Annotated in this window: 21 protein-coding genes and 3 pseudogenes; 6 read left to right on the plus strand and 18 right to left on the minus strand. The window is 69.5% G+C overall.

The annotated features are described in order from the left end of the window. Positions 1-156: 156 nt before the first annotated feature. The 13 genes from recJ to grpE all read right to left on the minus strand — a co-directional run bounded on the left by recJ (position 157) and on the right by grpE (position 17,292). A complete protein-coding gene (gene recJ / locus BLU84_RS11000; protein ID WP_074866698.1) occupies positions 157-1,878 on the minus strand; it encodes a single-stranded-DNA-specific exonuclease RecJ in 1,722 nt (573 codons plus the stop codon). Between the two features lie 37 nt (positions 1,879-1,915). Next, positions 1,916-2,857 (minus strand): hypothetical protein, encoded by a 942-nt coding sequence (locus BLU84_RS11005; protein WP_074866701.1) that lies wholly within the window; start codon positions 2,855-2,857, stop codon positions 1,916-1,918. 30 nt (positions 2,858-2,887) lie between these two features. Further along, positions 2,888-3,364 carry a transcription elongation factor GreA gene (gene greA / locus BLU84_RS11010; RefSeq protein ID WP_074866704.1) on the minus strand — a complete coding sequence of 159 codons (477 nt, stop codon included), beginning with the start codon at positions 3,362-3,364 and terminating at the stop codon, positions 2,888-2,890. Between the two features lie 285 nt (positions 3,365-3,649). After that, on the minus strand, positions 3,650-6,895 hold the full coding sequence (gene carB, locus BLU84_RS11015; protein WP_074866707.1) for a carbamoyl-phosphate synthase large subunit: 3,246 nt from the start codon (positions 6,893-6,895) through the stop codon (positions 3,650-3,652). 7 nt (positions 6,896-6,902) lie between these two features. Then, the gene (locus BLU84_RS11020) at positions 6,903-7,361 is read right to left on the minus strand and encodes a DUF6973 domain-containing protein (protein WP_074866710.1); all 459 of its coding nucleotides are present in this window, start codon (positions 7,359-7,361) and stop codon (positions 6,903-6,905) included. Beyond that, on the minus strand, positions 7,358-7,912 hold the full coding sequence (locus tag BLU84_RS11025; RefSeq protein WP_074866711.1) for a hypothetical protein: 555 nt from the start codon (positions 7,910-7,912) through the stop codon (positions 7,358-7,360). The genes BLU84_RS11020 and BLU84_RS11025 overlap by 4 nt, the downstream gene beginning before the upstream one ends. After that, positions 7,909-9,033, minus strand: a complete 1,125-nt coding sequence (gene carA / locus BLU84_RS11030) for a glutamine-hydrolyzing carbamoyl-phosphate synthase small subunit (RefSeq protein ID WP_074866715.1) — start codon at positions 9,031-9,033, stop codon at positions 7,909-7,911. The genes BLU84_RS11025 and carA overlap by 4 nt, the downstream gene beginning before the upstream one ends. A gap of 396 nt (positions 9,034-9,429) precedes the next feature. Continuing rightward, positions 9,430-10,167: a 4-hydroxy-tetrahydrodipicolinate reductase gene (dapB, locus tag BLU84_RS11035; protein ID WP_074866718.1), complete on the minus strand. Its 738-nt coding sequence runs from the start codon at positions 10,165-10,167 to the stop codon at positions 9,430-9,432. Positions 10,168-10,315: 148 nt separating this feature from the next. After that, a complete protein-coding gene (locus BLU84_RS11040; protein WP_074866722.1) occupies positions 10,316-12,277 on the minus strand; it encodes a DUF3857 domain-containing transglutaminase family protein in 1,962 nt (653 codons plus the stop codon). Positions 12,278-12,581: 304 nt separating this feature from the next. Further along, on the minus strand, positions 12,582-13,148 hold the full coding sequence (locus BLU84_RS11045) for a TonB family protein (RefSeq protein ID WP_074866724.1): 567 nt from the start codon (positions 13,146-13,148) through the stop codon (positions 12,582-12,584). Between the two features lie 239 nt (positions 13,149-13,387). Then, entirely contained in the window at positions 13,388-14,527 is a 1,140-nt protein-coding gene (gene dnaJ / locus BLU84_RS11050) for a molecular chaperone DnaJ (protein WP_074866727.1), read from the minus strand. Between the two features lie 134 nt (positions 14,528-14,661). Further along, positions 14,662-16,581: a molecular chaperone DnaK gene (gene dnaK / locus BLU84_RS11055; RefSeq protein WP_074866729.1), complete on the minus strand. Its 1,920-nt coding sequence runs from the start codon at positions 16,579-16,581 to the stop codon at positions 14,662-14,664. A 201-nt stretch (positions 16,582-16,782) separates the two neighbouring features. Beyond that, positions 16,783-17,292: a nucleotide exchange factor GrpE gene (grpE, locus tag BLU84_RS11060; RefSeq protein WP_074866732.1), complete on the minus strand. Its 510-nt coding sequence runs from the start codon at positions 17,290-17,292 to the stop codon at positions 16,783-16,785. Between the two features lie 182 nt (positions 17,293-17,474). On the opposite strand from grpE, the gene BLU84_RS28535 reads away from it, so the two are divergent. Beyond that, positions 17,475-17,651: a DUF6053 domain-containing protein gene (locus tag BLU84_RS28535; protein WP_425479374.1), complete on the plus strand. Its 177-nt coding sequence runs from the start codon at positions 17,475-17,477 to the stop codon at positions 17,649-17,651. Here the strand turns inward: BLU84_RS28535 and hrcA are convergent. Continuing rightward, positions 17,573-18,625, minus strand: coding sequence for a heat-inducible transcriptional repressor HrcA (gene hrcA, locus BLU84_RS11065; RefSeq protein WP_074866734.1), 1,053 nt, complete (start codon positions 18,623-18,625; stop codon positions 17,573-17,575). The genes BLU84_RS28535 and hrcA overlap by 79 nt on opposite strands. 724 nt (positions 18,626-19,349) lie before the next feature. Here hrcA and recN point away from each other — a divergent pair. Together recN and BLU84_RS11075 are read left to right on the plus strand one after the other, a co-directional pair. Further along, complete coding sequence (gene recN / locus BLU84_RS11070) at positions 19,350-21,032, plus strand: DNA repair protein RecN (RefSeq protein WP_074866736.1); 1,683 nt, start codon at positions 19,350-19,352, stop codon at positions 21,030-21,032. Positions 21,033-21,076: 44 nt separating this feature from the next. Beyond that, positions 21,077-21,460 (plus strand): hypothetical protein, encoded by a 384-nt coding sequence (locus BLU84_RS11075; RefSeq protein WP_074866738.1) that lies wholly within the window; start codon positions 21,077-21,079, stop codon positions 21,458-21,460. Between the two features lie 88 nt (positions 21,461-21,548). Here BLU84_RS11075 and fur read toward each other — a convergent pair whose 3' ends face one another. Next, a complete protein-coding gene (gene fur / locus BLU84_RS11080) occupies positions 21,549-21,950 on the minus strand; it encodes a ferric iron uptake transcriptional regulator (protein WP_074866743.1) in 402 nt (133 codons plus the stop codon). A 211-nt stretch (positions 21,951-22,161) separates the two neighbouring features. On the opposite strand from fur, the gene BLU84_RS11085 reads away from it, so the two are divergent. Further along, a complete protein-coding gene (locus BLU84_RS11085; RefSeq protein ID WP_074866747.1) occupies positions 22,162-22,557 on the plus strand; it encodes an outer membrane protein assembly factor BamE in 396 nt (131 codons plus the stop codon). 120 nt (positions 22,558-22,677) lie between these two features. On the opposite strand, the pseudogene BLU84_RS28540 reads toward BLU84_RS11085, so the two are convergent. After that, positions 22,678-22,848, minus strand: a pseudogene (locus tag BLU84_RS28540) (DUF6053 domain-containing protein); the annotation flags it as partial. Here BLU84_RS28540 and BLU84_RS28545 point away from each other — a divergent pair. Continuing rightward, positions 22,778-23,026 carry a DUF6053 domain-containing protein gene (locus tag BLU84_RS28545; protein WP_425479375.1) on the plus strand — a complete coding sequence of 83 codons (249 nt, stop codon included), beginning with the start codon at positions 22,778-22,780 and terminating at the stop codon, positions 23,024-23,026. The pseudogene BLU84_RS28540 and the gene BLU84_RS28545 overlap by 71 nt on opposite strands. Here the strand turns inward: BLU84_RS28545 and BLU84_RS11090 are convergent. Together BLU84_RS11090 and BLU84_RS11095 are read right to left on the minus strand one after the other, a co-directional pair. Beyond that, positions 22,912-23,154, minus strand: a pseudogene (locus tag BLU84_RS11090) (RnfH family protein); the annotation flags it as partial. The gene BLU84_RS28545 and the pseudogene BLU84_RS11090 sit on opposite strands and share 115 nt — an antisense overlap. 65 nt (positions 23,155-23,219) lie before the next feature. After that, positions 23,220-23,642: pseudogene (locus tag BLU84_RS11095) on the minus strand (type II toxin-antitoxin system RatA family toxin); the annotation flags it as partial. 196 nt (positions 23,643-23,838) lie between these two features. On the opposite strand from BLU84_RS11095, the gene smpB reads away from it, so the two are divergent. Then, entirely contained in the window at positions 23,839-24,348 is a 510-nt protein-coding gene (gene smpB / locus BLU84_RS11100; RefSeq protein WP_074866755.1) for an SsrA-binding protein SmpB, read from the plus strand. Positions 24,349-24,362: the final 14 nt, after the last annotated feature.

A 24,362-nucleotide genomic window follows, 5' to 3' on the forward strand; every position in this document is an offset into this window, starting at 1 on the left:
CAAGCCGTTCGCGATTGCGCAGGAGAAGCCGGCGGACAATGCCATCGGCGGACGGGCCGCACTGTCCTGCGTCAGCTAGGCTCGACGAGGCCCGCCGCGGGATCATTAGGCGTGAGGTGGCGACCTGTCCGGCCGCAGGCAGGACACGATGCGCAGCTACAGCGCTTCGCGATGCACGACGATCAGCTGCACCGCTTCGCCGCCTCGATAATCGTCGGGCTCCAGTCGGTATGCGATGCGCACCCACGGCGGCGGCTTGTTGCCGTCCCAGCCGCCGAACTCGATGGCGTTGAGCCGGCGCCCTTCGCAGCCCAGCTCCAGCTTGAGGTGGCGCTCGCCGATCACCCGCCACGACAGCACTTCGAACTCGCCGTCGAATTGCGGCTCGGCGAAGCCCTGCCCCCACGGCCCGCCGTCGCGCAGCGATTCGGCGTGGCCGCGGTCGAACTCGGCCGGCGCCAGCGCTCCGTCGCTGAGCACGTCGGCCTGCAGCAGTTCCGGCGTCAGCGCCGCGCGCGCGACCGCGTCGAAGGCGTCGCGGAACGGTTCGAATGCGTCGCGGTGCAGCGACAGGCCCGCGGCCATGGCGTGGCCGCCGAAGCGTTCGATCAACTCGGGATGGCGCGAGGCCACGTCGGCCAGCGCGTCGCGGATATGGAAGCCGGGAATCGAGCGCGCCGAGCCGCGCAACTGCGCGCTGCCGGGCTCGGCCGGCGCGAACGCGATCACCGGGCGGTGCAGGCGTTCCTTCATCTTCGATGCGACCAGCCCAACCACGCCGGGATGCCAGTCCGGGTCGAAAAGGCACGGCGCCAAGGGCGCTGCAGCCGGATCGAACGCCACGCGCGCGAACGCGCGCTCGGCCACGTCGGTCATCTGCTGCTGCACCGCGCGGCGTTCGGCGTTGATGTCGTTGAGCGTGGACGCGATCTCGCGCGCCTGAGCCGGGTTTTCGGTCAGTAGGCACTCGATGCCCAGCGCCATGTCTTCCAGGCGCCCGGCGGCGTTGAGCCGCGGCGCCAGCGCGTAGCCGATGTCGGCCGCGGTGAGGCGGCGGTAATCGCGCTGCGCGACCTCGATCAGCGCGCGCAGGCCTGCGCCGCCCTGCCCCGAGCGCAGCCGGCGCAGGCCGGCGGCGACCAATGCGCGGTTGTTGGCGTCGAGCGGAACCAGGTCGGCGACGGTGCCGACCGCGACCAGATCGAGCAGCTGGCTGAGGTCGGGGCCGTTGTGGCCGGCGCCGAACGCGCCGGCTTCGCGCAAGCGCCGGCGCAATGCCAGCAGCACGTAGAACATCACCCCGACGCCGGCCAGCATCTTGCTCGGGAACGCGTCGCCGGGCTGGTTCGGATCGACGATGGCGTCGGCCGGCGGCAGCGTTTCGCCGGGCAGGTGGTGATCGGTCACCAGCACCTGCCAGCCGCGCGTGCGCGCCGCATCGATGCCGGCGTGGCAGGCGATGCCGTGGTCGACGGTGACGAGCAGATCCGGTTGCAGCCGCGCCAATTCTTCCACCAGCGCCGGCGACAAACCGTAACCGTGCACGATGCGATTGGGCACCGCGTGCGAGACCCGCTTCGCGCCGAGCATGCGCAGGCCGCGCACGCCGACCGCGCAGGCGGTGGCGCCGTCGCAATCGAAATCGCCGACCACCAGGATGTGGCGGTCGTCGGCGATGGCCGCGGCCAGCAGTTCGGTGGCCCGGTCCAGGCCGAGCATGCCGTCGGGCGGCAGCAGTTGGGCGAGCTTGGGCTGGGCTTGTTCGATGCAGGTCGCGCCGCGCGCGGCGTAGATGCGCTGCAGCAGCGGCGGGATCGAGTCGGGCCAGTGCCCGTCGGCCGCCGGCTCGCGCCGGCGCAGGCGCGCGGCGGGCTTCAACGCCGCGGCTCCGAACGCGCGATGGGCATGGCGGCGTTCAATCCAGCAGCGAACGCAGCGGCTTGCGCCAGAACCGCCAGCGCTGCGAACGCGCCAGTTCGAAGCGTTCGCCGTCGGCGCACAGCACCGCCACGCGCGCGAGCGCGCCGCGGTCGAGCGCCTGCGCCAGCGGTTGCAGCCAGTCGCGCTGGATCAGCGCGAGGTCGCGTTGCGCGCGCAGGTCGAACAGCGCCGCGCCTTCGAACGCAGGCGCGCTCCAGTTCGGCGGCAAGGCGCCCGCGGCAATGCCGGCCTGGGCGCCGAACGCGGTCAGCGCTTCGTCGTCGCTGTAGACGCCGGCGTAGCCGCTGCGCACGTGGTCCGGCAGCGCGCCCGCGCCCCAGAACCACAGCGAATTGATCGGCGCCAACCCGGCGGCGGCGCGCGCGGCGTTGTGCGGATGGTTGTGCAGCACCACCTGCGCCTCGCTCAGCAGCGCGCGCCAGCGGCGGCCTTCGGCGCCGTCGCCTTCGGGCAGGTGCTGGAACATGTCCTCGCCCAGCGCCTGTTCGGGCGAAACGAAGCGCGGCAACCGGCTTTCGCGCGGCAAGGCGATGTACCAGCGATCCGGCGCCGGCGCGTCGATCGGAAACCCGGCGTCGCCGAACAGCGGTTTGAGCGCCGGCAGCAAGGCGGCGCTGTCGCGTTCGCTCAGCGACAGGGCACGGCCGTAGGCGAGCAGGCGCGCGCCGTTGATGTCGGGCCGCACATACACCGGATCGGCGCGCAGCCAGGCGCCGTGCGCGGCGTCGCCGGCGTCGCGCTGGCGGGTCGCCGCGGCCACCGGCCAGCCGCGCGGCAGGATGTCGAACGCGCGCGCGGCGAAATCGGCCGCCTCCACCGTGCGGTCGGCACGGCCGAAGCGACGGGCCAGCTCCTCGCCCAGGCGCTGGCCGCCGAAGCGTTCGCGCGCGGGCAGCAACAGGTCGACGCGGTTCATGGCGGCCGGATCGGTGCGGATGGGCGCGGCTCAGCCGTTGTAGCTGACGCCGACGATCTCGTACTCGCGGGTGCCGCCCGGCGCTTCGATGACGACGGTGTCGCCCTCGTTCTTGCCGATCAGCGCGCGCGCCACCGGCGAGGAGATCGCGATCAGGCCCTGTTTGATATCCGCTTCCAGGTCGCCGACGATCTGGTAGCTCTTTTCCTCGTCGGTCTCGGTGTCGGCCAGCTCGACGGTGGCGCCGAACACGACCTTGGAACCGGCGTTGAGGGTGCTGGTGTCGATGATCTGCGCATGCGACAGCTCGGCTTCGAGCTGCTTGATGCGGCCTTCGATGAAGCCCTGCTGCTCGCGCGCGGCGTGGTACTCCGCGTTTTCCTTGAGATCGCCGTGGGCGCGCGCTTCGGCGATCGCGTTGATCACGGCCGGGCGCTTGACCGACTTGAGTTCGTCCAGTTCGGCGCGCAGGCGCAGCGCGCCCTTGGCGGTAATGGGTGCTCTCATTCCTTGGTTCCTCTGCAAAGTACGGCGCCGGGCGGTTCTCGGGCCCGGCGCGGATGTTACGAAGCGGTGTCTGAGGGGCATTGTGCCGGGGAAGTCCGGCGGAAGACAGCCCTTGAAAACGGCGGGGACAAACCGTGGGAGGGCCTTCAGGCCCGACGCTTTCCGGTCAGATCGTCGAGACCTGAGACAAAAGCACCGGACCTGAAGGCCCTCCCACAGAAAACATCGGGCCTCAAGGCCCTCCCGCACAAAGCGACGCGGCCGAAGCCGCGCCTTGGGCTGCGCTCAGGCCGCGCCGATCTGCGCGTGCAGCTCCTGCAGCGACCACACCGGGCCCTTGCCGCGGTAGTCGAGCGAATTGACCAGCGCGCGCGCGCCGGACACCGTGGTCGAGTAGGTCAGCCGCTGCTGCAGCGCCTCGCGCCGGATCGAGAACGAATCGGCGATGGCCTGGCGGCCTTCGGCGGTGTTGATGATGTAGACGATCTCGCCGTTCTTGATCAGGTCGACGATGTGCGGACGGCCCTCGGTGACCTTGTTGATGACCTCGCACGGCACGCCGTGCTCGGCGAAGAAGGCCTGGGTGCCGCGGGTGGCGACCAGGCTGTAGCCGCGGCGCAGCAGTTCCTGCGCCACCGGCAGCACGCGCTGCTTGTCCGGATCGCGCACCGACACGAACACCTTGCCCACCGGCGGCGCCTTGATGCCGCCGGCCTCCTGCGCGCGCGCGATCGCCGCGCCGAAGTTCTGCCCCACGCCCATCACCTCGCCGGTGGAGCGCATCTCCGGGCCGAGGATCGGGTCGACGCCCTGGAACTTGGCGAACGGGAAGATCGCTTCCTTGACCGAGTAGTAGTCCGGCACGATCTCGTCGACCGCATCCTGCGAGGTCAGGGTCTGGCCGACCATGCAGCGCGCGGCGATCTTGGCCAGGGGCATGCCGGTGGCCTTGGACACGAACGGCACCGTGCGCGAGGCGCGCGGGTTCACTTCGATCAGGAAGATCGTTTCCTTGCCGTCGGCGTCGGTCTGGATCGCGAACTGGGTGTTCATCAGGCCCACGACCTTGATCGCCTTGGCCAGCGCCACGACCTGCTCGCGCAACTTTTCCTGCGTCGCCGGCGACAGCGAGTACGGCGGCAGCGAGCACGAGGAGTCGCCGGAATGCACGCCGGCCTCTTCGATGTGCTCCATCACCCCGCCGATCAGCACCCGGCCTTCGCGGTCGGCGATCACGTCGACGTCGACTTCCACCGCGTTGTCGAGGAAGCGGTCGAGCAGCACCGGCGACTCGTTCGACACCTTGACCGCGTCGCGGATGTAGCGCGACAGGTCGGCGTCGGAGTAGACGATTTCCATGGCCCGGCCGCCGAGCACGTAACTGGGGCGCACCACCAGCGGATAGCCGATCTGCGCGGCCAGCACCAGCGCCTCGTCGGGGTTGCGCGCGGTGCGGTTGAGCGGCTGGGCCAGGCCCAGGTCCTGCACCAGCTTCTGGAAGCGCTCGCGGTCTTCGGCCAGGTCGATGCTGTCCGGCGAGGTGCCGACGATCGGCACGCCGTTGGCTTCCAGCGCGCGCGCCAGCTTCAGCGGGGTCTGGCCGCCGTACTGCACGATCACGCCCTTGGGCTTTTCGAGGTCGGCGATCTCCAGCACGTCTTCCAGCGTCAGCGGCTCGAAGTACAGGCGGTCGGAGGTGTCGTAGTCGGTCGACACGGTCTCCGGGTTGCAGTTGACCATGATGGTCTCGTAGCCGTCCTCGCGCAGCGCCAGCGCCGCGTGAACGCAGCAGTAGTCGAACTCGATGCCCTGGCCGATGCGGTTGGGGCCGCCGCCGAGAACGATGATCTTGTCGCGGTTGCTCGGGTTGGCTTCGCACTCGTCCTCGTAGGTCGAGTACATGTAGGCGGTGGTGGTGGCGAACTCGGCGGCGCAGGAGTCCACGCGCTTGTACACCGGGCGCACGCCGAACGCGCGGCGCAGGGTGCGCAGCGCGGTCTCGTCGGTGCCGGTCAGCTGGGCCAGGCGCGCGTCGGAGAAGCCCATGCGCTTGAGCGCGCGCATGCGGCCCTTGTCGAGCGCGGCCAGGCCGCCTTCGGCGACTTCGCGTTCGGTCGCGATCAGCTCCTCGATCTGGTCGAGGAACCACGGGTCGACGAACGACAGCGCGTGCACGTCCTCGACGCTGAGGCCGGCGCGGAAGGCGTCGCCGATGTAGAACATGCGCTCCGGGCCCGGTTCCTTGAGCTCGCGCTTGAGCGCGGTCAGGTCGGCTTCGCTGCTCAGGTCCAGGCCGGTGGGGTCGAGCCCGACCTTGCCGGTCTCCAGCCCGCGCAGCGCCTTGTGCAGCGATTCCTGGAAGGTGCGGCCCATCGCCATGACTTCGCCGACCGACTTCATCTGCGTGGTCAGGCGCGCGTCGGCCTGCGGGAACTTCTCGAACGCGAAGCGCGGGATCTTGGTGACCACGTAGTCGATGCTCGGCTCGAACGAGGCCGGGGTGGCGCCGCCGGTGATTTCGTTGCGCAGCTCGTCGAGGGTGTAGCCGACCGCGAGCTTGGCCGCGATCTTGGCGATCGGAAAGCCGGTGGCCTTGGAGGCCAGCGCCGAGGAGCGCGACACGCGCGGGTTCATCTCGATCACCACCACGCGGCCGTCCTGCGCGTTGATGCCGAACTGCACGTTGGAGCCGCCGGTGTCGACGCCGATCTTGCGCAGCACCGCGATCGAGGCGTCGCGCAGGCGCTGGTATTCCTTGTCGGTGAGCGTCTGCGCCGGGGCGACGGTGATCGAGTCGCCGGTGTGCACGCCCATCGCGTCGAAGTTCTCGATCGAGCAGACGATGATGCAGTTGTCCGCGGTATCGCGGACCACTTCCATCTCGAACTCCTTCCAGCCCAGCACCGATTCCTCGACCAGCACTTCGGTGGTCGGCGAGAGTTCCAGGCCGCGGGTGACGATCTCGATCAGCTCTTCGCGGTTGTAGGCGATGCCGCCGCCGCTGCCGCCAAGGGTGAAGCTGGGGCGGATGATGGTCGGGTAACCGACCCGCGCCTGGATCTCGATCGCCTCTTCCAGGGTGCGCGCCACCGCGGCGCGCGGGCACTCCAGGCCGATCTCGCTCATCGCCACGCGGAACAGCTCGCGGTCTTCGGCCATGCGGATGGCGTCGCGCTTGGCGCCGATCAGCTCGACGTTGTACTTCTCCAGCACGCCGTTGTCGGCCAGGTCCAGCGCGCAGTTCAGCGCGGTCTGGCCGCCCATGGTCGGCAGCAGCGCGTCGGGCTTTTCCTTGGCGATGATCTTCTCGACCGTCTGCCAGTTGATCGGCTCGATGTACACGGCGTCGGCCATGTTCGGGTCGGTCATGATCGTGGCCGGGTTGGAGTTGACCAGGACCACGCGGTAGCCCTCGTCGCGCAGCGCCTTGCACGCCTGCGCGCCGGAGTAGTCGAACTCGCAGGCCTGGCCGATCACGATCGGGCCAGCGCCGATGATCAGGACGGTTTTGATGTCGGTACGCTTGGGCATGAGGTCCTCAGTAAAGTCGGTCCTGCCACGTCTCGGGGGCGCGCCAGGTGATTTGCTCGGGCGATCGTGCGTCGATCGCGCCGTGGTCGACCGCGGCGCGAACCTCGCGCTGCATCGCGGTCCAGGTCGAAGCGGCGGCGCCGATGCGCGCGCCGATCGCGTTGTTGTGGGCGTCCATGGCCCGGCTCGCATTCCCTTCCCCGCCCCGCTCCATCACCGCGGTCACCCACTCGACGCAACGCGGCGACAAGGTGTAAGCGACGACGGCGCTGGCCAGGCTGTGGCGGTACGCATCGGCGGGGCCGTTGCGTCCGCCGGGGAGTTGCGCGGTGAACCATTGCGAGTACACCGCGATCATTACGAAGGCGGGATACGCGCCGAACGCTAGCGCGGCCCAGGCGCCTGCCCGAAAAAAACGCGCAGCGTTTTTGCGGGCAGGCGCTGCGTGGCCGACACGGGCGGTCACGACTGCGGCGTCTCCAGGCACTGCCGCACGATTTCGTCCCGCGCCGGCCCCACCGCATCGGTTATACCGATGCTGCCGAAACGAGCCATGACCCGGCCACCTTCGGCGCCGAGAAACTTCATCGCCACGGCCTTGTCGGATTCGCTCATGCTCCGATCAAGCGCCTTGCCGTCCGGTTCCGGACTGCCGGAATAGGCCGCGCGCGTTTTAGCGGCCAGATACTGCAACGTAGGCGGCCCGGCCTTGGTTCGCGAGAACCGCTTCCACGCATCCAGCTCGCTACGATGCACGAAAGCCTGCTCCACCATCGCGTCGACATTGGTGTTGAGCGCCTCGGTCAGGCGGTCGCTGAGGCAATCGCGTTGCTGCTGACTCAGCCGCGGAGCCGCCTTGAGTTCCTCGACCCGGGTGCGGACCCAAGGATCGAACTGTGCCCTGCCGACACCGAGCAATTCGCGCGCCTGAGCGAGCTCCGCCCGGTCGAGTTCAGTCGCGGCCGCAGCGCCTGAGCACGCCAGGACGAGCACCGCGAGCAGCGCGCGCGCTTTCAACGAGCGCTCTCCATTGAGGCGACGAAGCGGTCGAACAACGGCGACACATCGTGCGGGCCGGGGCTGGCTTCCGGGTGACCCTGGAAGCTGAAAGCCGGCGCGTCGGTCAGCGCGATGCCCTGGTTGCTGCCGTCGAACAGCGAGCGGTGGGTCACCCGCACGTTGGCCGGCAGCGAGCTTTCATCGACCGCGAAGCCGTGGTTCTGCGAGGTGATCATGACCCGGCCGGAATCGAGATCCTGGACCGGATGATTCGCGCCGTGATGGCCGAACTTCATCTTCAGCGTCTTCGCGCCCGAAGCCAGGCCGAGCAACTGGTGGCCGAGGCAGATGCCGAAGGTCGGAATCTTCTGGGCGATGAATTGCTTGATCGCCGCGATCGCGTAGTCGCACGGTTCCGGGTCGCCCGGGCCGTTGGACAGGAACACGCCGTCGGGCTTCAGCGCCAGCACGTCCGCGGCCGGCGTCTGCGCCGGCACCACGGTGATGCGGCAGCCGCGCTCGGCGAGCATGCGCAGGATGTTGAGCTTGACGCCGAAGTCGTAGGCGACGACGTGGAAGCGCGGCTCGGCGTTGACGAAGGCGTTGCGGTCGAGGTCGAGCTGACCTTCGGTCCACTCGTAGCGCTCGCGCGTGCAGACTTCCTTGGCCAGGTCCATGCCCTTGAGGCCGGGGAACTTGCGCGCGGCTTCCAGCGCCTTGTCGACGTCGATGTCGCCGGCCATCAGCGCGCCGTTCTGCGCGCCGGTGTCGCGCAGCAGACGGGTCAGCTTGCGCGTGTCGATGTCGGCGATGGCGACCACGCCGCGATCGGCCAGCCACTGCGGCAGGGCGATCTGGCTGCGCCAGTTGCTGGGACGGCGCGGCACGTCGCGCACGATCAGGCCGGAGGCCCAGACCTGGCGGGCTTCGTCGTCCTGGTCGGTCACGCCGGTGTTGCCGACGTGCGGATAGGTCAGGGTCACCAACTGACGCGCGTACGACGGGTCGGTGAGGATTTCCTGGTAGCCGGTGATGGCGGTGTTGAATACGACTTCGCCGACGCTGAGGCCGGGCGCGCCTACGGAAACGCCCTCGAACACGGTGCCGTCTTCGAGAGCGAGGATTGCGGGTTGGGTCACGGGGGTCGCCTTGGCTGCCGGAGGAACTGATCCCGTTGCGGCTACGGCAAAACGCAGTTGCAGCAAAGCGCGGACGCGGTGCTGGACCGGTCCGGCGTTGGGATTCAGGCGAGCCGGAATTCTATCTGCGATGGGGCCCGGACGCCAGTATTAATGTGGCCGGGAGATGACGATCCGGCGGGGTCGGCGGCGCGGTTGGCTGAACGGAATCGGGCGCGGCGGGACCGGATTGGCTGAATGCAGCGCGTGGGGTGGCGCCTGAATCGGGCGGACGCGGCGGCGGGCGGGTTCGCGGTCGCGGCTTGCGCCGCTCCTACAGGGGCCCAGGCCGGTTTCGCGCGAGCCGCGACGCGACATCTCCCCGCCTGGCGCGACCGCCCTACCCGGCCGAACCGCTCACAGATTCGGGAACATCAGCTCCGCCAGCCCGTAGCGCCCCGGCGCCTGCTGCGCCACCCGCGCCGCCGCCTCCAGCGCGCCGCGGGCGAAGATGTCGCGGTTGCTGGCGCGGTGGATCAGCTCCAGCCGCTCGCCGGGCGCGGCGAACTGCACGGTGTGCTCGCCGACGATGTCGCCGGCGCGCAGGCTGGCGTAGTGCGGCTCGCTGCCGCGGCCGATCGCCACCGCCGCGCCCAGGTGCAGCGCGGTGCCCGAGGGCGCGTCGAGCTTGCGGGTGTGGTGGGCCTCGACCACGTCGCAGTCCCAGCCCGGCAGCGCCGCGGCGGCGCGGCGCACCAGTTCGGTCAGCACCGCAACGCCCAGGCTGTAGTTGGCCGCCCAGACCACGGCGATGCCGGCCGCGGCGTCGTTGATCGCCGCGTTCTGCGCCGAGGACAGCCCGGTGGTGCCCGACACCAGCGCCTTGCCGCGCGCCGCGCACAGCGCCAGCACCGGGTCGAAGCCGTCCGGCAGGCTGAAGTCGACGGCGACGTCGAAATCCGGCGCGCCGCCCAGTTCGGCGGCGGCGAACTGCGGCACTTCGTCTTTCACCCGCTGCGCCGGTTGCGAGCGCGAATAGGCGGCGACCACGCGCACGTCGTCGCGCTCGCGCGCCAGCCGCAGCAGGGCCTGGCCCATGCGCCCGCTGGCGCCGTGGACGAGGAGTCGGATCGGGGTCTTGGCGGTGTCGTTCATGCGCGCAGGCTAAGGCCGCGCTTCGCGCCGCACAAGCGCTGTGGCGCGACAACGTGCGAACGCGCTGAATCCAGCGCCTGAACGACGCGCGAGCCGCCGGTCGGACGGCTCGCGCCTTCAGCAAGCAACCCCGCCGGCGCGGGCGCGCTTACTGGTAAATCACCTGCGCCTTCAGATTCGGCAACACCTTGCTCGCGAATTCCGAATAGCCGCGGTTGTATTCGCCGCTGCACACCGGCCCGACGGAAACGTCTTCGATGACCCGGTGCGCGTGCAGTACATTGCCTTCCAGGCGATAGCTGGCCTCGTAGCGCGAGCCGTTGGATTCCAGTTTCAGATCCTGCGGCTTGGCCAGCACTTTGACGGTCTTGGGAAACTCGATCCGGTAGGTCTCTTCCGAGCGGCCACCGATGCACAAGCCCTCACCTTCGTCCTTGATCTGCGAGGCCGCGCCGCTGCCGACCAGCGCGGCGACCGGCAAGGGCGTGGTGAAGAACGCGCCCAGGGCGAACGCGCCGGGCATCGGCACCGCCTGCTTGGCCTCGATATCGACCTGGAAATTGTGGCGGCTGCGCAGCGGCTTGGGATCGTCCTGGCGGAAGCTGCCGATGGCCTGGATGCCGCCGTTCTCGTAGACCTTCTTGACCAGTTCGCCGGCGTCCTTGTCGCTGAGGTCGCGCAGCCCGGCGCGGAACTCCATCGCCGGCTGGCCCGCGAGTTCGACCGTCATCGAGCCCTTGATGCTGCCGTCCTCGGACACCGTCAGCTGGGTCTTCATGCTCTGGCGATTGGCCAGCCTGGCCGGCGCCGGCGTGCGCGCCTGCAGGTCCGGACGGTCGACGCGCAGCACCGGCTTGCCGGCCACGCTCCACGGCAGCTCGCCGAAGGCGATGCCCTTGGCGGTGGCGTCCAGGTACAGGTCCAGGCCCGGCAGGTAGTTGAGCACGTGGTTGACCGCCGAGGCCACCGGCACCGGCGCCAGCGTGTAGCTGGTGCCGGAGTTGATCAGCGCCTGGGTCGCCTCGATGCCCTTGGCCGCGAGCAGCGCCTGCAGCAGGGTCGCGTGGTCCTTGCAGTCGCCGATGCGGTTGTCGAGCACGAAGTCCTGGTCGCGCGGCACCACCGCGCCCAGGCCGATGCAGTTGCCGGCGTAGTTGATGTTCAGCGACACCCATTCGTACAAGGCCTGGGCGACCTCGCGCGGGGCGGTCTTGCCGGCGGCGATTTCGTCGGCGAGTTTGCGCACGCGCTCGGTCGGCACCGCCTTGGGCAGCGCGCGCTCGCCGTAGACGCGGGCGATGTCGCCGTAGCTGGCGAAGGTGGAGACCGAGGCGCCGTTGCTGCGGGTCAGGTCGAACGGCGGCGTGGTGCGCAGCTCGGCCTTGCGCGGCTGGCGGTTGCTGAAGCTCCACTCGACGATGCGGCGATCGCCAACGACCTCGTCGCGCACGGTCTTGAGGCCGCCGTAGGCTTCCTTGCGGATCTTCATCGACGCCGGCAGGTCGTACTTGAGCTTCAGGTCGCCCATGTAGGCATAGTCGCTGAAGCTGCTGGTGTCGGAGAACTGGCCTTCGAACATCGGCTGCTTGCCGACCAGGCGGTAGTTCAGCACCACGGTGTCGCCGACGGCCAGGTCGGGGAACACCAGGCGGGTGGTGGCGATGTCGGAGAACGCCGGGCCGCCGTTGCCGCGGCCCTGGTTGGTCTGCACCTGGTAGTTGGACTTGGGCACCGCGATGCGGCGGCCGTCGGGCTTGAGCGTGTAGGCCTCGGCCACGTCCAGGGTCTGCAGGCTGGCGCTGTAGCCGATCGACGCGTACTTGGCCTGTTCGACCGCTTCCTCGCGCAGCACCTTCAGCGCCGACTCGCGCTGCTCGGTGTAGGTGCCGTCGGGCTGCACGGTGTAGGTGTAATGCAGGCGATCCAGGCGTGCGGGCTGCTCGTCGGCGGACTCGTCGGCCGCGCCTTGCGGCGCCGCGCTCTGGGCAGGCGCGCTCTGGGCGGCAGGTTTCTGCGCGGACGGTGGCTGGGCGAACCCGGCCTGGGCGGCGAGCGCCGCGGCCAGCGCCAGAGACAGTGCGGCCCAACGCCGCGGCATGACGATGCGCATCCTTTCTTTCCTCCGAATCCTTGGATCGACCTGGGTCGGCGCCGCCTCGGCGCCGGTCGCGATTTTCTATCACATCGCTGCGGCGACTGTGCGCGGGCGCAAACAAAAAAGGAGCCGAAGCTCCCTTTTTGTTTGTAATTCCCATCCGAACCGATGCGCTGGAGCGGCGATGCCCGGAACCCGAGCGCGCGTCAAACCCCTCGCCGCTCGACGCCGATGCCGCCGTCCCTGTCGCGCGGGCCCGGCGGTCGATATCCGGCGCGGCCTCGACGGCGCACGTTCCGCCGCCCGCCGCGCCGCGCCGTCACTTGCGCGCCTTCCTGTCTTGCAGCCACTGCGCCAATTCGAAGTCGATCCTGAGCGTGTACTCCTGTTTTACCGCCATGCCCGAGTCCTGCGCCGGCCGCCAGGGCGGCATGTTCCGCACCAACCGCTCCGCTTCCGCGCCGCAGCCGCCGCCGATGTCGCGCAGCAGATTGATGTTCTTGAGCGTCCCATCGACATCGACGTCGAACCTCACGACCACCACGCCTTGCGTTTGCGCTTTCCGCGCCTGGCTGGGGTATTGCAGATTTTCCCTGAGATACGCCCTGAGCGAGGCTTCGCCTCCGGGAAACTCGGGCGGCGCGATCGCACGAAACCCAGTCGGGCGCTGCACCTCGATCGGAGGCCGCGGCGCACCCGGGCCCGGCACGCTGCCCGGCTCCGGCGGTTCGACGAGCTCGACCTGCACGACAGGCTCGCGCTCCTGCGCACCGGCGCCGGCATCGCCCGCGCGCACCTTGTCTTGCGCGTCAGCAGCGGTGAAGCACAGGCACAGCAGCGACAGCCACGCTGCGTTTGCGTGAATCGCGAGCGTTCCGTTTCTCATCGCTAGTCCTTGTGTGGGTCGTCGAAGCGGAAAATCGTCGCCGCTCTGCGGCGATCCCCGCCGATTCTGCGTTCTTGCCGCCGACGCCGGCCCAGGCAGGGATCACGATACTCGTGATCTGCGCTCGCCGCCGGCAGCGGCCGGCGCCCGGCGCCCGGCGCCCGGCGCATACGAAAAGGCCCCGACCGTCAGGTCGAGGCCTTCGTTCCGCGAAGCGCAGCGTTACCGCTGCGCCGGGTTCACGAGGTCATGCGATCCCAAAACCCCTTGACCCCGTCGATGAAGGTCGAAGAGCGCGGCGAATGCTTGCGCGCGCCCTCGCCGACGAAGGTGGCTTCGAACTTTTCCAGCAGTTCGCGCTGCTCGGGGGTGAGGTTGACCGGGGTTTCCACCGCCACTCGGCAATACAGGTCGCCGGGCTTGCGGCTGCGCACCGACTTGACGCCCTTGTCGCGCAGGCGGAACAGCTTGCCGCTCTGGGTCTCGGCCGGAATGCGCAGCTCGACTTCGCCGCCGAGCGTGGGCACGCGCACTATGTCGCCGAGCGCGGCCTGGGAGATGCGGATCGGCACTTCGCAGTGCAGGTCGTCGCCGTCGCGCTGGAAGATCTCGTGCTCGCGCACGCGCACTTCCACGTACAGGTCGCCCGGCGGCGAACCGGTCGGGCCGGCTTCGCCTTCACCGGTCAGGCGGATGCGGTCGCCGTTGTCGACGCCGGCGGGGATCTTGACCTGCAAGGTCTTGGTCCGCTCGACCCGGCCCTGGCCGTGGCAGTCGCCGCAGGGGTTGGCGATGGTCTGGCCGCGCCCGTTGCAATGCGGGCAGGCCTGCTGCATCGAGAAGATGCCGCGCTGGAACCGCACCTGGCCGCGGCCGTTGCAGGTGGTGCAGGTTTCGATCTTGCCGTCGGCCGAGCCCGAGCCCTTGCAGGTCTCGCACTCGTCCAGGGTCGGGATTTCGATCTGCTTTTCGACCCCGCCGACCGCCTCTTCCAGCGACAGCTCCATCACGTAGCCGATGTCGGCGCCGCGCCGCGGACCGCGCGCGCCGCCGGCTCCGCCGCCGCCGAAGATGTTGCCGAAAATGTCGCCGAAGATATCGCCCATGTCGGCGAAGCCGGGGCCGGGACCGCCGGCGCCGCCGCCCATGCCGTGCTCGAACGCGGCGTGCCCGTGCTGGTCGTAGACCCGGCGCTTGGACGCATCGGCCAAGACCTCGTAGGCCTCCTTGCACTCCTTGAACGAGGCCTCGGCGGCCGCGTCGCCGGGATTGCGGTCCGGGTGGAACTTCATCGCGCAGCGGCGATAGGCCTTCTTCAGGTCGTCGTCGCTGGCGTTGCGTTGCACGCCCAGCACTTCGTAGTAGTCGCGTTTGCTCATCGGCGGGAATCGGGAACCAAGAGTGGAAATCGTTGAATCGAAAGCTGCGAATACGAGAACGGGGAACCGGGTGTGCGACAGGCCGCGATCGAGCTGCGCCTACCTTCCCGATTCCCCATCCCCTCTTCCCGCTCTTACTTCTTGTCGTCCTTCACTTCGGTGAATTCCGCATCGACCACGTCGTCGGACTTGGCCGAGGCGCCGGCGTCGCCGGCCGGGGCCTCGTCGCCCGGCTGACCGGCGCTGGCGGCGGCGAGCACCGACTGCGCGGCCTCTTCCAGCGCGCGCGACTTGGCCTCGATCTGGCCCTTGTCGTCGCCCTTCATCGCGGTCTCCAGCTCGGCGATCGCCGCCTCGGCGCGGCCGATGGCCTCGCCCGGGATCTTCTCGCCGTGCTCCTTGATCGCGCTGCGGGTGCTGTGGATCAGCGCGTCGGCGTGGTTGCGCGCCTGCACCAGCTCGTGGAACTTCTGGTCTTCCTCGCGGTTGGCTTCCGCGTCGGCGACCATCTTGGCGATCTCTTCCTCGGACAGGCCCGAACCGGCCTTGATCTCGACCTTCTGTTCCTTGTTGGTCTTCTTGTCCTTGGCGCTGACGTGCAGGATGCCGTTGGCGTCGATGTCGAAGGACACCTCGACCTGCGGCATGCCGCGCGGCGCCGGCTCGATGCCGGACAGGTCGAAGCGGGCCAGCGACTTGTTGAAGCGGGCCTGCTCGCGCTCGCCCTGCAGCACGTGCACGGTCACGGCCGACTGGTTGTCCTCGGCGGTGGAGAAGGTCTGCGAGGCCTTGGTCGGAACGGTGGTGTTCTTCTCGATGATCTTGGTGAACACGCCGCCCAGGGTTTCGATGCCCAGGCTCAGCGGGGTCACGTCGAGCAGCAGCACGTCCTTGACCTCGCCGGCCAGCACGCCGCCCTGGATCGCCGCGCCGACGGCGACGGCTTCGTCCGGGTTGACGTCCTTGCGCGGTTCCTTGCCGAAGAACTCGGCCACCGCCTGGCTGACCTTGGGCATGCGGGTCTGGCCGCCGACCAGGATCACCTCGGCCACGTCGCTGGCGCGCAGGCCGGCATCATTCAGCGCGATGCGGCAGGGCTCGATCGTCTTCTTGATCAGGTCCTCGACCAGCGACTCCAGCTTGGCCCGGGTCAGCTTGATGTTGAGGTGCTTCGGGCCGGAGGCGTCGGCGGTGACGTAGGGCAGGTTGACTTCGGTCTGCTGCGAGGAGGACAGCTCGATCTTGGCGCGCTCGGCCGCGTCCTTCAGGCGCTGCAGGGCCAGCGGATCCTTGCGCAGGTCGATGCCCTGGTCCTTGTTGAACTCGTCGACCAAGTAGTCGATGACGCGCTTGTCGAAGTCTTCGCCGCCGAGGAAGGTGTCGCCGTTGGTCGACAGCACTTCGACCTGCATTTCGCCGTCGACCGAGGCGATCTCGATGATCGACACGTCGAAGGTGCCGCCGCCGAGGTCGTACACGGCCACCTTGCGGTCGCCGCCCTTCTTGTCCATGCCGTAGGCCAGCGCGGCCGCGGTCGGCTCGTTGATGATGCGCTTGACTTCCAGGCCGGCGATCTTGCCGGCGTCCTTGGTCGCCTGGCGCTGGCTGTCGTTGAAGTAGGCCGGCACGGTGATGACCGCTTCGGTGACCGGCTCGCCCAGGTAGGCTTCGGCGGTCTTCTTCATCTTGCCCAGCACTTCGGCCGAGATCTGCTGCGGCGCCATCTTCTTGTCGTCGGCGGTGGCCACCCAGGCGTCGCCGTTGTCGTGCGGGACGATCGCGTAGGGCACCAGGCCCAGGTCCTTCTGCACTTCGGCGTCGGTCATCTTGCGGCCGATCAGGCGCTTGACCGCGTAGAAGGTGTTCTTCGGGTTGGTCACCGCCTGGCGCTTGGCCGAGGCGCCGACCAGGACTTCGCTGTCCTTGGTGAAAGCGACGATGGACGGCGTGGTGCGGTCGCCTTCCGAGTTCTCGATGACCTTGGCCTTGCCGCCTTCCATGATCGCGACGCAGGAATTGGTCGTGCCCAGGTCGATGCCGATGATCTTGCCCATAGGTGGTGCTCCCTCTCTCAATGCTGGAATGTGGGGGCGGCGCGGAACGCTGCGGGCCGCCGATGTTCGCTATTTGGGGCCCGGTGCCGGGCAGTTCAAGCGCCCGTGCCCTGCCCCTGATCGGTTCGAAACGCTCGCTCAGGCCCGGTTGCGCACGCCGTTCGCGCGGCCCCCGCCGCGGCGCGCGCCGGACCGGCCGGCTCAGTCCTGGGCGACCACGACTAGGGCCGGGCGCAGCAGGCGCTCGTTGAGCAGCCAGCCCTTCTGGTAGACCTGGACCACATGGTTCGGCGCCACGCCCGCGGCCGGCACCATGCTCATGGCCTGGTGGTGCTCGGGATTGAACGGCTGGCCGGTCGGATCGACCGCGACCAGGCCGTTGTCGCCGGCGACCTTGAGCAACTGCCTCAGGGTCAGCTCCATGCCCTGGCGCAGCGCGCTGGCATCGCCGCCGGCCGCGGCCAGGCCGGCTTCCAGGCTGTCGATCACCGGCAGCAGGTCGCCGAGCAGGCGTTCGTTGGCGAACTTGCGCGCCATGTCGATATCGCGGGCCACGCGCTTGCGCTGGTTGTCGAGCTCGGCGCGCTCGCGCAGCGAGTCCTCGCGCAGCTTAGTCAGCTCGGCGCGCAGCGCCTCGACCTCGGACAAGCCGGCGCCGGCCGGGTCCTGGGGTTCGAGGTTCAGATCGGGGTTGGGATCGTTTTGGCTCATGCTGGTTCCTTGCGGTCGTCCGCGACAGGGCCAGCTATGGGGCCGTGGGAACGGCATTCAAGAGGCGGGCGCCGCACAACGGCCGCGATCTGCGCCGATCGTGCGGGATCGGCGCGCAGCGTCGGGGTTCGGGCGTGGTTTTGGGACAATCCGAGCGGGGATCGCGGCCGGCCGGAGCCGCTGTGGGAGGGCCTTCAGGCCCGATGCCTTCCGGTCAGATCGCCGCGACCGGGCCGGAAGGCATCGGGCCTGAAGGCCCTCCTACACCCAAACGCCCGGACTACTCGCCCTCGCCCGCCTGGAACGCATCGCCGAGCGCATCGGCGGCCGCCTGCACCACCGGGATCACCCGGTCGTAAGCCATCCGGGTCGGCCCGATCACCCCGAGCACGCCGAGCACGCGCCCGCCCGAGGTGTACGGCGCAGTCACCAACGACACGCCTTCCAGCGGCGCCAGCCCGGTTTCCTCGCCGATGAAGATGCGCAGGCCCGGCGCGCTCACCGTGCGCTCGAGCAATTGCAGGATCTCGCGCTTGCGGGCGAAGGCCTCGAACAGCTCGCGCAGGCGGTCCAGGTCGGCCAGCTCCTGCACGCCCATCAGCCGGGTCTGCCCGGCCAGGACCATGTCGTCGCCGTCCGGCGCCAGCGCCTGCTCGGCCAGTTCCACCGACTGTGCCAGCAGCGCCTGCATCTCCGACTGGGCGTTGCGCAGCTCCCGCAGCAAGGTCGCGCGGATCTCGGCCACCGGGCGGCCGGCGAAGTGGGCGTTGAGGTAGTTGCCGACCCGCTCCAGCTCGCCGGCCTCGAACGGACGGCGGGTCTGGATGATCCGGTTCTGCACCTCTTGATCGGCGAACACCAGGATCGCCAGCACCCGCTGAGCGTCCAGCGGCACGAACTCGATCCGGCGGAACGCGAACTGCTCGCGCTTGGGCACGCTGACCACGCCGACGAAGTGGGTCATCGCCGACAGCAGCTCCGAGGCGCTGCCGAGCAAGGCCTGGGTGCCGGAGCCCGAGGGCAGCTCGCTGCGCAGCCGCGCCACCTCGCCGTCGGGCAGCGGCCGCACCTGCAGCAGCGAATCGACGAACAGGCGGTAGCCCTGGGCGGTGGGGATGCGCCCGGCCGAGGTGTGCGGCGCGCTGAGCAGTCCGGCCTCTTCCAGGTCGGACAGGATGTTGCGGATCGTCGCCGCGCTGACATCGAGCCCGGCATGCCGGGCCAGGGTCTGCGAACCGACCGGCTCGCCGCTGTGGATGTAGCGGCCGATCAGCGCGCGCAACAGCTGGCGCGCGCGCGGGTCGAGGGCGGGGTCGTTGGGGCGGCGGTTCATGGGGGCGATATATGCGCGCGGAGGGCTGGGTGCAAGCGGCGGGGTGGGTTTGGAGGTGGGAAGTGGGAAGTGGGGCTTAGGGGGTTGGGCTTGGGGGTTGGGCTTGGGGGTTGGGCTTGGGCGTTAGGCGTTGGAGGCCTGAGTGCGGCCAGGAGCCGCCGCGCCCCTACCTACCGTCATCCCCGCGAAGGCGGGGATCCAGAGACTTCAGAGTCATGTCGCGATAAAGCCCTGGATCCCCGCCTTCGCGGGGATGACGGTCGGGAAGGAACTCAATCGCCCCTTGCCCCAGAGCAGCCCCACCCGCTCGAAGCCGCCTTTCGCTCAAAGCCCCTCTCCCGCTCGCGGGAGAGGGGTTGGGGTGAGGGCCGAGCCCCCGCGCGCCCTCATCCCCCCCTGCGGGGCACCTTCTCCCGCCAGCGGGAGAAGGAAAAGTCGACGCGGGTCCGAAGCACCCCGGCCGTCGCGCCGGGTCGCTGCGACCGCACGTCATCCGCCGCGATCATACTGATGCCCCTACGCTCCACGGCTCCACGGCTCCACAGCTCCACGGCTCCTCCGCTCCTCCGCTTCATCGCCTCATCGCTCCACCCCCCCCCACCGCCCCAACCCAGAACCACCACCCGCCCCAGCGTCTCACCTCCTGATCCACCCTCCCCTTACGCTCGCTCACGCCGCGCGCCCATTCCCAGGCGCCGCCCCGCCCAGGCACAATCGCCGCCGCATGCTCGCCCATCTTTCGCTCAAGCAATTCGCCGTCGTCACCGCCGCCGAACTCAGCTTCGGTCCGGGTCTCACCGTCATCTCCGGCGAAACCGGCGCCGGCAAGTCCTTGCTGGTCGACGCGCTCGGCCTGCTCGGCGGCCTGCGCGCCGACAGCGGCGTGGTCCGCCACGGCGCCGACCGCGCCGAGCTGGTCGCCGATTTCACCCTCGACGACGCCCCGCTCGCCGCGGCCTGGCTGGCCGAGAACGAACTCGACGAAACCGGCGACGGCGACGCCCCGGTCTGCCAGATCCGCCGGGTGATCCGCGCCGACGGCGGCTCGCGCGCCTGGGTCAACGGCCGCCCGGTGACCTTGAGCCAACTGGCGGACCTGACCTCCCGCCTGGTCGAGATCCACGGCCAGCACGAACACCAGGCCCTGCTCACCCGCGCCAGCCAGCTCGACCTGCTCGACGCCTACGGCCGCCACGAGGCCGTGCGCGAGCCGGTCGCCGCCGCTGCGCGCGCGTGGAGCGCGCTGCTGCGCGAGCGCGACGGCCTGGTCGCCCAGGGCGACGTCTCCGACCGCATCGGCTGGCTCGAACACCAGCACGCCGAACTCGAACGCGAGGCGCTGGAACCCGACGCCATCGCCAAGCTCAACGCCGACCACCGCCGCCACGCCCACGCCGCCGGCCTGATCGCCGCCTGCGAGAGCGCGTTCGCGCGCATCGGCGGCGACGAAGGCCCGTCGCTGACCCGCACCCTGCAACAGGTGCGCGGCGACCTGCAGCGCGTGGCCGAGCACGAGCCGCGCCTGACCGAGGTCGACGCCATGCTCGACAACGCCGCGATCCAGATCGACGAAGCGCTGAGCCTGCTCGACCGCGTGCGCGACGACCTCGACCTGGACCCGTCCGAATTCGAACGCATCGAAGCCAAGCTCGGCCGCCTGCACGAGCTGGCGCGCAAGCACCGGGTCGCGCCCGAGCAACTGGCCGCCACCCGCGACGGCGTCGGCGCCGAGCTGGAACAACTGCGCGGCGCCGGCGAGCGCCTGGACAAGCTCGACGGCGAGATCGACCTGGCGCGCAAGCAGTGGCGCCAGGCCGCCGACGCGCTCGGCCGCGTCCGCCGCGAGGCCGCCGCCTCGCTGTCGGCGCGCACCACCGAACTGATCGGCGAACTCGGCATGGGCGGCGGCCGCTTCGCGGTCGAGATCGAACCGCAAGACCAGGACCGGCCCGACCCGAACGGCGCCGAACGCGTCGAGTTCATGGTCGCCGCCAACCCCGGCCAACCGCCGCGGCCGCTGCGCAAGGTCGCCTCCGGCGGCGAACTCTCGCGCATCTCGCTGGCGATCGAAGTGGCCGCGTTCGGCCTGGACGCGGTGCCGACGATGGTGTTCGACGAAGTCGACACCGGCATCGGCGGCGCCGTGGCCGAGATCGTCGGCCAGAAGCTGCGCGCGCTCGGCGGCAGCCGCCAGGTGCTGTGCGTGACCCACCTGGCCCAGGTCGCGGCCCAGGGCCACGCCCACTATCGGGTCGCCAAGGCCGCCAGCGAAGGCGTCACCCAAAGCGCGGTGCAGGTGCTGGAAGCCAAGCAGCGCGAGGAAGAGCTGGCGCGCATGCTCGGCGGCGTCGAGCTGACCAAGGAAGTGCGGGCGGCGGCGCGGCGGCTGTTGGCCGACGTGGTCTGAACGACGGCGCCCGACGGCGGACGAGTCTTACAGGGGGAACATCGATGAGCGCGACACCGCCCAAGCCTTATAAGCCCGCGCCGCGCGACGGCCTGTCCTACACCGCCGGCCTGCTCGCCATCGGCGCCGGCGCGCTCGGCCTGTGGCTGGCCTACGAGGCGCTGGAATCGGCCGCGCGGCACATGGACGCGATGTTCTACAACGGCAAGTTCACCGTGATCGCGCCGGCGTTCGCGTTCGCCGGCTTCAACATCCTGATCCGCGGCCCGGAGGGCATCAACCTGCTCGACCGCCCCGGCACCGGCAAGGTCAGCACGTTGAACGCCGTATTGCTCGCGCTGAGCATGGCCGCGGGCCTGGCGATAGCGTTCTATGTCGACTGGCAATTGCGCGCCCTGGGCTACGAGCGCGGCTCGATCTTCTCCTGATCGGCGCCGGTCGGCCGCGCACAAAAAAGCCCGCATACGCGGGCTTTTTCGTTGCAGCGCCGCGACGCCGAAGCGCCGCGCCCGCGGATCAGCGCTTCTTGCGCACGTACAGCACCAGCGAATGCTCTTCGATCAGGTAACCGTGCTCGGCGGCGATCTTGCGCTGCAGCTCTTCGATCTCGGTGCTTTCGAACTCGATGATCTTGCCGGTGTCGATGTCGACCATGTGGTCGTGGTGGTGGCCGCGATCGAGCTCGTAGACCGACTGGCCGGCCTCGAAGTTGTGCTTGAGCACCAGACCGGCCGACTCGAACTGGGTCAGCACCCGGTAGACCGTGGCCAGGCCGATGTCCTCGCCCTTTTCCAGCAGCATCCGGTAGATGTCTTCCGCGGTCATGTGGCGCGGCTTGGCGCTTTCCAGCAACTCGAGGATCCGCATGCGCGGATGGGTGACCTTGAGTCCGGCGTTGCGCAGGTCCTGAGATTCCATGAGGGCGTTGTCCCTTCGATAACGTGGGCCGGTGGAGCCGGCCCGGGTGGAGACCGGCTGGCCGTCGCCGCGAAGGGCGTACAGGGCGGGCGGGCCGGAATGGCGGATGAACGCGAGGGGCCGCCCCGCGCCGCGATCCGCCCTTGGTGGAGTCGCCCTTCAGTGTATCATCGGGCCCGTTGCCTTCGACTGCCGCCGACACTCCTATCCGATGCGTAAAGTCCTGCTCGTTCTCTCGCTCGCCCTGGTCACCTCCGGCTGCGGCATCATCTACAAGCAGCCCATCTACCAGGGCAATCTGCTGGAGAAGACCGCGGTCGACCAGCTCCAGGCCGGCATGAGCAAGCAGCAGGTGCAGGTGCTGATCGGCACGCCGTCGATCGAAGACCCGTTCCACCAGAACCGCTGGGACTACACCTCGACCCAGCGCGTCGACCGCCTCGGCCACACCTCGCGCAAGAACCTGACCCTGTGGTTCGAGAACGACGCCCTGACCAAGTGGGAAGGCGACTACTTCCCCGAGCAGGACAAGGAAATCGCCGCCGCCTCGGTCAAGCAGTTCGGCCGCAACCTGGCCAAGGAAAAGGACAAGAAGAAGCGCCGCTGAGGCGCCGCTCTCGTCCCGCGAAAACAGCCGCCGAAAGGCGGCTGTTTCGTTTGTGGGAGGGCTTTCGCTCCCGACGCCTTCCGCTCTTGTGGGAGGGCCTTCAGGCCCGATGCCTTGCGCTCAGATCGCAGCGCCCCACCCGTCGCCCGCCGCGCAGACCCGCGCCAGCCAACACATGCGACTCTGTGGCAGGACCTCCAGGTCAGGACAAGCCGCTCTTGTGGGAGGGCCTTCAGGCCCGACGCTGTTGGATCCGGGCATCGCGACCTGGCACAAAAGCCTCGGGCCTGAAGGCCCTCCTACAAGAGCCGCGCCTGAGCCAGGCAATCACTTCTTCTTGAGCGGCCGCTCCTCGGCCCGTCGCCGCCGCGCTTCCTTCGGGTCGATCTGCAGCGCCCGCAGCACCTCGACCCGGTCGCCGTCGCGCAGCACGGTCTCGACGCCCGCGCGCACGCCGAACACGGCGTAGCCGGTCGTCTCGGCATCGTCGGCGAAGCCGGCCGCGGCCACGGCCTGGGCCAGCGTCGCGCCCTCGTCGAGGTCCAAGGCCATCGCTTCGAACCGGCGCGGCCAGGCGCGGACCACGTCGATCTTCACGCAGGCGTCTCGCCCGACGCCGGGCCGGCCGCGGCCGGGCTCGGCACCGGAGCCGCCGGCTCCGCGCCACGATCGGCGACGCGGACGAAGTCGTCGACCATGCGGTCGGCCAGGCTCTGGAACCCCAGCGCCATCGCCGGCCCCAGCAGCTTCAGCGCCGGCTCGAACTCCAGGGTCAGCGTGACCTTGCACGCCGACTCGTCCAGCGCATGGAACTCCCAGCGCCCGCCGAGCTTGCGGAACGGCCCGTCGACCAGCTTGAGCTCGATGTGGCGCGGCGGCGACAGCGTGTTGTGGGTGGTGAACCAGGTGCGCAGCGCGCCCAGGCCCAGGTCCAGCCGCGCGACCATGTGCGCGTCGTCGGCCTCCAGCACCTGCGCGGCCTCGCACCAATCGAAGCGGCGCGGATAGGCGGCGACGTCGTTGACCAGCGCGAACATGCGCGCGGCGGAGTGTTCGACCAGGGCGGAGCGGCGGATGGTAGGCATCGTGTTCGCTAATTGGGATCGCAGCGCGGGATTCAACCGGGTCGTACCGGGACGGGGCCGGGCCGCCCGCATCGGCAACGACCCTGCGCGTTTCGCGCCGATTTTGCGGCGTTTCGGGCCGGCGCGCGCCCGCTCCGCCGTTGCCGCCCCGCCGGCCGGCTACTCAAACCGCCTCCGGATCGGAGACAATCGCCGCATGGCCAAGACAAACAACAAGACCGCCAAGGATAAAGGAAAGGGCGGCGCTGGCGGCACCATCGCGCAGAACAAGCGCGCCCGCCACGAATACCACCTGGAAGAGAACTTCGAGGCCGGCCTGTCCCTGCAGGGCTGGGAGCTCAAGTCGATCCGCGCCGGACGCGCCAACATCACCGACGCCTACGCGGTGGTGCTGCACGGCGAGATCTACTTGATCGGCGCCCAGATCGTCCCGTTGATTTCCGCCTCCACCCACGTCGTCGCCGACGAACGCCGCAGCCGCAAGCTGCTGCTGCACCGGCGCGAGATCGACACCCTGATCGGCCGGGTCCAGCGCGACGGCTACACCGTGATTCCCACTTCGCTGTACTGGAAGGGCAACAAGGTCAAGGCCGGGCTGTCGCTGGCCAAGGGCAAGCAGAGCCACGACAAGCGCGAAGCCAGCAAGGAGCGCGACTGGGAACGCGAGAAGCAGCGGGTCATGCGCCGGCACAACCGCGACGCGTGACGGCGGTTGCCGCA

This window comes from Lysobacter enzymogenes (genome assembly GCF_900106525.1).
Lineage (GTDB): Bacteria > Pseudomonadota > Gammaproteobacteria > Xanthomonadales > Xanthomonadaceae > Lysobacter > Lysobacter enzymogenes.

Coding starts and splice junctions, on each gene's coding strand:
- BLU84_RS11005 (WP_074866701.1), bottom strand. CDS start 2,857: ATGAACCGCGTCGACCTGTTGCTGCCCGCGCGCGAACGCTTCGGCGGC.
- greA (WP_074866704.1), bottom strand. CDS start 3,364: ATGAGAGCACCCATTACCGCCAAGGGCGCGCTGCGCCTGCGCGCCGAA.
- carB (WP_074866707.1), bottom strand. CDS start 6,895: ATGCCCAAGCGTACCGACATCAAAACCGTCCTGATCATCGGCGCTGGC.
- dapB (WP_074866718.1), bottom strand. CDS start 10,167: ATGAACGACACCGCCAAGACCCCGATCCGACTCCTCGTCCACGGCGCC.
- BLU84_RS11040 (WP_074866722.1), bottom strand. CDS start 12,277: ATGCGCATCGTCATGCCGCGGCGTTGGGCCGCACTGTCTCTGGCGCTG.
- BLU84_RS11045 (WP_074866724.1), bottom strand. CDS start 13,148: ATGAGAAACGGAACGCTCGCGATTCACGCAAACGCAGCGTGGCTGTCG.
- dnaJ (WP_074866727.1), bottom strand. CDS start 14,527: ATGAGCAAACGCGACTACTACGAAGTGCTGGGCGTGCAACGCAACGCC.
- dnaK (WP_074866729.1), bottom strand. CDS start 16,581: ATGGGCAAGATCATCGGCATCGACCTGGGCACGACCAATTCCTGCGTC.
- grpE (WP_074866732.1), bottom strand. CDS start 17,292: ATGAGCCAAAACGATCCCAACCCCGATCTGAACCTCGAACCCCAGGAC.
- hrcA (WP_074866734.1), bottom strand. CDS start 18,625: ATGAACCGCCGCCCCAACGACCCCGCCCTCGACCCGCGCGCGCGCCAG.
- recN (WP_074866736.1), top strand. CDS start 19,350: ATGCTCGCCCATCTTTCGCTCAAGCAATTCGCCGTCGTCACCGCCGCC.
- BLU84_RS11075 (WP_074866738.1), top strand. CDS start 21,077: ATGAGCGCGACACCGCCCAAGCCTTATAAGCCCGCGCCGCGCGACGGC.
- fur (WP_074866743.1), bottom strand. CDS start 21,950: ATGGAATCTCAGGACCTGCGCAACGCCGGACTCAAGGTCACCCATCCG.
- BLU84_RS11085 (WP_074866747.1), top strand. CDS start 22,162: ATGCGTAAAGTCCTGCTCGTTCTCTCGCTCGCCCTGGTCACCTCCGGC.
- smpB (WP_074866755.1), top strand. CDS start 23,839: ATGGCCAAGACAAACAACAAGACCGCCAAGGATAAAGGAAAGGGCGGC.